Annotated in this window: 1 pseudogene; it reads right to left on the minus strand. The window is 39.1% G+C overall.

The annotated features are described in order from the left end of the window. A pseudogene (locus tag ACFINS_RS11045) lies at window positions 1–261 on the minus strand (uracil-DNA glycosylase family protein); the annotation flags it as partial.

A 261-nucleotide genomic window follows, 5' to 3' on the forward strand; every position in this document is an offset into this window, starting at 1 on the left:
CCAAGAAGGATTGCTCCCTGTTGGATGTGGTAAAGGCATGACATTATAGCCTCGAGGTTGACGTATGGAAAGAATGTTTTTCCAATCACTAACGGTTGCTGAGACAGTTTTATGTTTTAGTTTTGCAATATGCCATTTTTGCGCATAACTTCCAATAGCAAGGACAAGTTTTATTTGTGGCATAGCTTGAAATACCTTTTCATGCCATATTTCTTGACATTCACGCCTTGGCGGTAAATCAGATTTGTTTTGATCATACCC

This window comes from Bartonella sp. AA2SXKL (genome assembly GCF_042197205.1).
In the GTDB taxonomy this organism is placed as follows: Bacteria; Pseudomonadota; Alphaproteobacteria; order Rhizobiales; family Rhizobiaceae; genus Bartonella.